Annotated in this window: 5 protein-coding genes; 3 read left to right on the top strand and 2 right to left on the bottom strand. The window is 74.0% G+C overall.

Going from position 1 to position 6,237, the window contains the following annotated elements; translation table 11 throughout:
- Positions 1–165 precede the first annotated feature (165 nt).
- Positions 166–1,545 (bottom strand): ABC1 kinase family protein, encoded by a 1,380-nt coding sequence (locus tag ACZ63H_RS24955; protein WP_469868517.1) that lies wholly within the window; start codon positions 1,543–1,545, stop codon positions 166–168.
- Complete coding sequence (locus ACZ63H_RS24950) at positions 1,538–2,752, bottom strand: TOMM precursor leader peptide-binding protein (protein WP_469868515.1); 1,215 nt, start codon at positions 2,750–2,752, stop codon at positions 1,538–1,540. Before ACZ63H_RS24950 ends, ACZ63H_RS24955 begins: the two co-directional genes overlap by 8 nt.
- 332 nt (positions 2,753–3,084) lie before the next feature.
- Between ACZ63H_RS24950 and ACZ63H_RS24945 the strand changes: the two genes are divergently transcribed.
- The 3 genes from ACZ63H_RS24945 (at position 3,085) to ACZ63H_RS24935 (ending at position 6,221) form a co-directional block, all read left to right on the top strand.
- Positions 3,085–3,690 carry a M48 metallopeptidase family protein gene (locus tag ACZ63H_RS24945; RefSeq protein WP_469868513.1) on the top strand — a complete coding sequence of 202 codons (606 nt, stop codon included), beginning with the start codon at positions 3,085–3,087 and terminating at the stop codon, positions 3,688–3,690.
- A gap of 174 nt (positions 3,691–3,864) precedes the next feature.
- The gene (locus ACZ63H_RS24940; RefSeq protein WP_469868511.1) at positions 3,865–5,529 is read left to right on the top strand and encodes a TerD family protein; all 1,665 of its coding nucleotides are present in this window, start codon (positions 3,865–3,867) and stop codon (positions 5,527–5,529) included.
- An 11-nt stretch (positions 5,530–5,540) separates the two neighbouring features.
- Positions 5,541–6,221 carry an AIM24 family protein gene (locus ACZ63H_RS24935; RefSeq protein ID WP_469868509.1) on the top strand — a complete coding sequence of 227 codons (681 nt, stop codon included), beginning with the start codon at positions 5,541–5,543 and terminating at the stop codon, positions 6,219–6,221.
- Positions 6,222–6,237 lie beyond the last annotated feature (16 nt).

Below are 6,237 nucleotides of genomic sequence, written 5' to 3'. Positions count from 1 at the left end.
GTCATGGCGGTACCGGAAAGACAAGAACAGCCACCAAAGACGGGACGCCTCCGCCCTGGGGTTAGCGCGTTCTCCCCCCTCCCCCCCCCCCCCGCCCCCCCCCCCCCCCCCCCGCGGCATTCGGCGCCCGGCCGGACGCCCCTCGCGAACCCCGGGGCACGCCGCTCAGGCTCCCGCCGCCGACTCCTCCCCGCCCGTGTCGTCCCCGGCCGCGCCGGCCGCGAAGCCCGGCAGCCACTCCTCCAGCTCGTCCCGCAGCCGTACCGTGGCGCCCAGCTGGCACAGGACCCCGATGGTGCTGAGGGTCACCCGGTGTATCAGCAGATAGGCCGGCGGCAGGTTGAGCTGCTTGCCGAGCTGGTAGGCGGGGGAGCGGGGGTCGGCGATCCGGGCGGCCTGGCTGCGCATCCAGGAACGGGTGAAGGTGAACGCGTCCACCCGGGCCGGTTCGATGATCGGCACCAGATAGTCCAGGACCGCGTCCGGGTCCAGCTCGATGGTCTCCTTCACGAAGCCCTCCGCGCGCAGCAGCTCGTAGACCCCCTCCGCGTCGCCGTCCAGGGTCATCCGCAGGGAGACGCCGATCGGGGCGGGCAGACCGCCGGGGAGCCGGTCGACCGTGCCGAAGTCCAGGACGCCGAGGCGCCAGTCGCCCTCACCGTCGGGGCCGCCGGGCAGCAGCCGGAAGTTGCCCGGATGCGGGTCGGCGTGCAGCAGGCCGGTGCGCGCCGGGCCCGAGAAGAGGAAGCGGGCCAGGAGCTGACCGGCCCGGTCGCGCTGTTCCCCGGTGCCGTCCGCGATGATCTCCGACAGCGGGACGCCGTCGATCCACTCGGTCACCAGGACCTGCTCGCACTGGTGCACCACCGCCGGGACGACCACGTCCGGGTCGTGCGCGAACTCCTCCGCGTGCGCCGCCTGGGCCTCGGCCTCCAGGCCGTAGTCCAGTTCCTCGGAGACCCGGTCCCTCAGCTCCGCGATCAGCGGCTTGATGTCCATGCCGGGGATGAGCGGACCCAACAGCCGGGCGAAACGGCTCAATTGGCTCAGGTCGGACAGGAGCGCCTCGCCGGCGCCCGGGTACTGCACCTTGACCGCCACCTCGCGGCCGTCGTGCCACACCGCCCGGTGCACCTGGCCGATCGAGGCCGCGGCGGCCGGCTTGTCCTCGAACTCCTCGAACAACTCCCGCCAGTCCGGACCCAGCCGTTCCTGGAGCACCGCGTGCACCGTGCGGGTCGGCATCGGCGGGGCCGCCTCCTGGAGCTTGGTCAGGGCCGCCCGGTAGGGGCCGGCGACCTCCTCCGGCAGCGCCGACTCGAAGACGGACAGGGCCTGCCCGAACTTCATCGCGCCGCCCTTCAGCTCGCCGAGCACCTTGAAGAGCTGTTCCGCCGTGCGCTGTTGCAGCTCGCGGCCGACCAGCTCCGCGGATTCGCCCACGATCCGCTTGCCCAGCCCCCAGGTCGCCCGGCCGGCGAAGCCGAGCGGGAGCGCGGCGAGCTTGGCGGTACGGGTGACCGCCTTCCGGGGAAGATCAGACATGCGCCCTCCAGGTCCCAGTCGGCCGTGCCGCGCCTGCTTCGCGTTGTCGCTCCGTCGACGGCCGTTGCACCGCCATTGTCGCGCGCTGCCCGCCCTCGGTTGAGAACCGCTCCCTCTTACTTCTCCTCGCCGCCCCGCAGCCGCACTCCGGATGCGGCCGGAGCGGGCGGGCACGCCAGTCCAGGCCGGGCAGACAGACCTCCCAGCGGACGCCCGCGCCGGCCGGTGTCCGCCCGTCCAGGAACGCGAGGGCGTGCGCCGCCGCGAGCCCGGCCACCGTCGTGGCCAGGGCCAGGTCGCAGGCCCCGACCCGGCGGGCCCGCCCGGAGCGCCACTGGGTGACCAGCCGGGGCCAGAACGGGTCCCGGTCCCGGCGCTCCCGGTCCAGACAGCCGGCGCAGGCCGACTCCCCGGGCAGCACCAGCGGGCCGACGACGCCCGTGCCCTCCACCACACCGGCGTACAGATGGGGTGTGCCGGAGGCCAGCAGCGGTTCGGCCGCGAACGGGTCCGGGGCGTGCACGGCGATGTCCTCCCGGGGTGCGAGGACCACCAGCGCGAGCCCGGGATCATGGGCGCCGGTCCCCGGGCGGTGGGCGTGGCGCGGCGGACGGCCGGGTGCGGCGCGGCGGACGGCGGCCCGGGCCGCCGCGTCCCGGCGGTCGCCGAGCGACTCGGCGGTCAGCCCGCCGGGCGCCAGGTCCCACGGCTCCACACGTCCCACGTCGTGCACGTCGACCTCGCCCACGCCGGCGCCCGCCAGCACCGACGCCAGCAGCGCGCCGACCCGGCCCGCTCCCCGCACCCGGACCCGCAGCGCGCGCCGGGCGGCGAGCCGGGCCGGTGCGCCGCCGGGCTCGGGGGTGACCAGGGACAGCGAGGCGAGGTCGGGGCGCAGCCGGTCGAGGACGTCGGGCTTCTCCCGCAGCGCGTCCGCGGCCGGGCCGCCGCCCCGGGCGTCGTCGACGAGGCCGGCCCGGGCCAGCCGGGCCACCAAGGCGTCGGCCCGGCCGGCCGGCACGCCCGCGCGGCGGCCCTCCGCGCGCAGCGAGGACAGCCCGCGGGTGCCGTCGAGCAGCTTCAGGAAGCCCTCCGTCGCCGGGTCCAGCGGGCCCAGCGTCACCGCGTGCGCCGGGGTCATCCCGAACTGCACGGTGCCGCGGTCGCGCCAGCCGCGCCGCAGCGCGGGTTTCACCATCGGATGCATGACAGCCCCCGTATCCGTCGAAACGTCTCAGAGCGGGAAAGGAACGCGCAACGGTCCTTCGCCGGTGGAACCGGTCACGTCCGCCGACGCCTGCCAGCATGCCCGGCCGGGCCGCCGGGTGCCGAAAGTTATCCACAGGCGGAGGGATTCGTCGTATGAACGGAACCCGCCCGGCGTCCGGCAGGGACCTGCCTCAACGCGCAGCAAGCTGGATGAATATGGGCAAACGGGACCAGTGGATCGATCGTACGAATCAAACACACGGTGGGGGATCGGCGGCGAACCCTCCCGGAGCCGGGACTTTGTCCGTGCCCACCGGGTAACGTCGGGGCGTGCCCGCCGACCCTCTGTACCGCGCCGGTGAACCCATGCGCAGCACGACGAGCCCGCCGCCCGGCGGCTCGGGGGCGAGCGCGATCGAGGTCCGCAGGAGCACCCGGCGCCGTCGCACCGTCTCCGCGTACCGCGAGGGCGATCGCACCGTCGTACTGATCCCCGCCCGGATGTCCAAGGCGGAGGAGCAGCGCTGGGTGACTGTCATGCTCGACAAACTCGCCGCCCAGGAGAGCCGGAAGGTGCTGGGCGACGCCGCGCTCGCCGAGCGCGCCGAGCGGCTGTCGGCCCAGTACTTCGAAGGCCGGGCCCGGCCCGCCTCCGTGCGCTGGGTCACCAACCAGAACACCCGCTGGGGTTCGTGCACCCCCGCCGAGGGCAGCATCCGGCTCTCGCACCGCCTCCAGGGGATGCCGGAGTACGTCGTGGACTACGTGCTCTGCCACGAGCTGGCGCATCTGCTGGTCCCCGGTCACGGTCCCGACTTCTGGCGGCTGCTGGAGGCGTACCCGCGCACCGAGCGGGCCCGCGGCTATCTCGAAGGGGTCGTCGCCGCCGGACGGCTGCCGCATGTGCCCGGCGCACGCGGCGAGCGGGACGCCTGACGCCCCCTCCGTCCGCGACCCGGTCGTGTCCGCGGCCGGGCGCGATCGTGTACCGGCTCTGTACCGACCGGGAACCGGCTCTGTACCGACCCGGACCCTTCGACGTCGCTGCCGGTCGTTGCCGTTAGCCTGGCGCGACGCACTCACATTCGGGATGGGGGACGGTCGTAACGCATGGCCAGGGAATTCCAACGCGGCCACAAGGCCAGGATCAGTGACCTCACTCTGGGCACGGATCTGTACGTAGGCGTGCAGATCTCGGCTCCCGGGCTGACCTTCGACATCAGCTGCTTCGGCCTGGACGCCGACGAGCGGCTCTCGGACGACCGGTATTTCGTCTTCTTCAACCAGCCGAAGTCGCCCGAGGAGTCGATCCAGCTGCTGGGTGCCCAGGCGGGTGACACCGAGTCCTTCCGGGTCACGCTCGACCGGATGCCCCCCGGGATCCGCAAGCTGTCCTTCACGGCGACCATCGACGGCGCCGGCCAGATGTCGCAGGTCGGTCCCGGGTACCTGCGCATCGTGGCGGGTGGCGAGGAGGTCGCCCGGTACTCCTTCGACGGCTCGGAGTTCTCCACCGAGCGCGCCGTGATGCTCGGCGACTTCTACTTCAAGGACGGATGGCGGTTCGCCGCGGTCGGCCAGGGCTTCGACGGCGGCCTGGAGGCGCTGCTGAAGAACTTCGGCGGCGAGGTGCTGGAGGAGGAGGCCCCCGCCGCCCCGCAGGAGTCCCGGCCCGGCGCGGCCCCCGGCTTCGCCCCGCCCGCCCAGGCCGCCACCCCGCCCGCGTTCGCCGCCCCGCCCGCCCCGGCTCCCGCGCCCGCCCCGGCCCCGCAGCCCGCGCCGCATCCCGCCCCGCAGGGCTTCGCCCCGCCGCCCGGCCACACCCCGCCTCCGGCTCCCGCGCCGCACGTGCACGCCGCCCCGACGGTCGTCGCCCCCCTGACCCCGCCCGCCGGCACCGTCCCGCCGCCGGCCGCACCCCCGGCGCCCGTCCCCGCGCCCTACGGCCAGCCGCCCCAGCAGCCGTCGTACGGCGGCGGGCCGGTCGCGCCGATGCCTCCGGGCCACGGGAACACGGGCGGTGCCCAGCCCGCCCCGCCGATGCCCCCGGGCTACGGACAGGTGCCCGGCCGGCCGGCCGCCTACGGAGTGCCGCAGGGCGCGCCCCGGAGCGGCGGCGGGGTGACGGCCGCGCTCCAGGCGTTCAAGGAGACCCCGACCGGTCAGCGCTGGACCCAGCAGAACCAGGCGCTCGTCCGCGTCGACCTCGGCGTCGGCGACCGGCCGGTGCTGGCCCGCCAGGGCAGCATGGTGCTCTACCAGGGCAAGGTCGACTTCGGCTACAAGGGCGCCGGATTCATGGGCCGGGTCGTGGGCAACGCCACCGGCCAGGAGATGCAGCTCATGCGCTGTTCGGGCCGGGGCCAGGTGTTCCTCGCCGAGGACTCCGCCCACCTGCACCCCGTGGAACTCCAGGGCGACGCGATCTGCGTGTCCGCGGAGAACGTCCTCGCCTTCGACGAGAGCCTGAGCCACGAGGTCCGCCGGATCGAGGGCCACGGCATCCCCGGCGGCGCGCTGTTCACCATGCAGTTCCAGGGCACCGGCACGATCGTCGTCAAGACGCACGGCACCCCCGTGGTGCTGCCGGTCACGCCGACCACCTTCGCCGACTGCAACGCCGTCGTCGCCTGGTCGGCCGGCTCCCAGGTGATCGTCTCCAGCCAGGTCCGCATGCGCCGCAACGCCTACCCGGGCGACACCGGGGAGAGCGTCAACCTCCAGTTCCGGGGCGCGCCCGGCAACTTCATCGTCGTCCAGCCGTACGAGGTCTGAGGGAGCCCGTCATGAACCAGCCGCTCGCGGGCTTCGCCCCCGCACCCGTCACCGCCCGCATGGAGAACCACGGCAGCCACATGCTGAAGGTCGCCCTCCAGACCGGGCACGACCTCCTCGCGCGCGTGGGGTCGATGGTCGCCTACGAGGGCTTCATCCAGTACGAGCCCAACCCGCCCGCCGTCCGCCAGATCGCCCGGGACTGGGCCACCGGCGAGGGCGCGCCCCTGATGAAGTGCTCCGGTGACGGCCTGCTCTACCTCGCCGACTACGGCGCCGACGTCGTCGTGATCAACCTCGACGGCGACGGCGTCTCCGTCAACGCCACCAACCTCCTCGCCTTCGACGCCCATCTGACCTGGGGCGTGGAGCGCGTCAAGGGACTCGCGAAGTTCGCCGGCCAGGGTCTGTGGAACACGAGGATCTCCGGCCAGGGCTGGGTCGCGCTGACCTCCCGGGGCAAGCCGATCGTCGTGGACTGCGGCGGCGGTGAGGACGAGACGTACGTCGACCCGGACGCGCTCGTCGCCTGGTCGCCGAACCTGAAGGTGAAGGGCAAGCGCAGCTTCAAGGCCCAGTCGCTGATCGGCCGGGGCAGCGGCGAGGCCTACCAGATGGCCTTCTCCGGACAGGGCATCGTCGTCGTCCAGCCCAGCGAGGACAGCACCGACCGCCTCCGGATCCGGGGCTGAGGGGAAGCCAGACACC

Source organism: Streptomyces sp. NPDC104831 (genome assembly GCF_055583025.1).
Note: the sequence above shows the minus strand (reverse complement) of the source record. Positions and strands in the feature narration are given on the sequence as shown.

What these genes read in the sequence shown, in the direction of transcription:
- ACZ63H_RS24940 (WP_469868511.1), top strand. Translation starts at nt 3,865, where the DNA reads ATGGCCAGGGAATTCCAACGCGGCCACAAGGCCAGGATCAGTGACCTC.
- ACZ63H_RS24955 (WP_469868517.1), bottom strand. Translation starts at nt 1,545, where the DNA reads ATGTCTGATCTTCCCCGGAAGGCGGTCACCCGTACCGCCAAGCTCGCC.
- ACZ63H_RS24950 (WP_469868515.1), bottom strand. Translation starts at nt 2,752, where the DNA reads ATGCATCCGATGGTGAAACCCGCGCTGCGGCGCGGCTGGCGCGACCGC.
- ACZ63H_RS24935 (WP_469868509.1), top strand. Translation starts at nt 5,541, where the DNA reads ATGAACCAGCCGCTCGCGGGCTTCGCCCCCGCACCCGTCACCGCCCGC.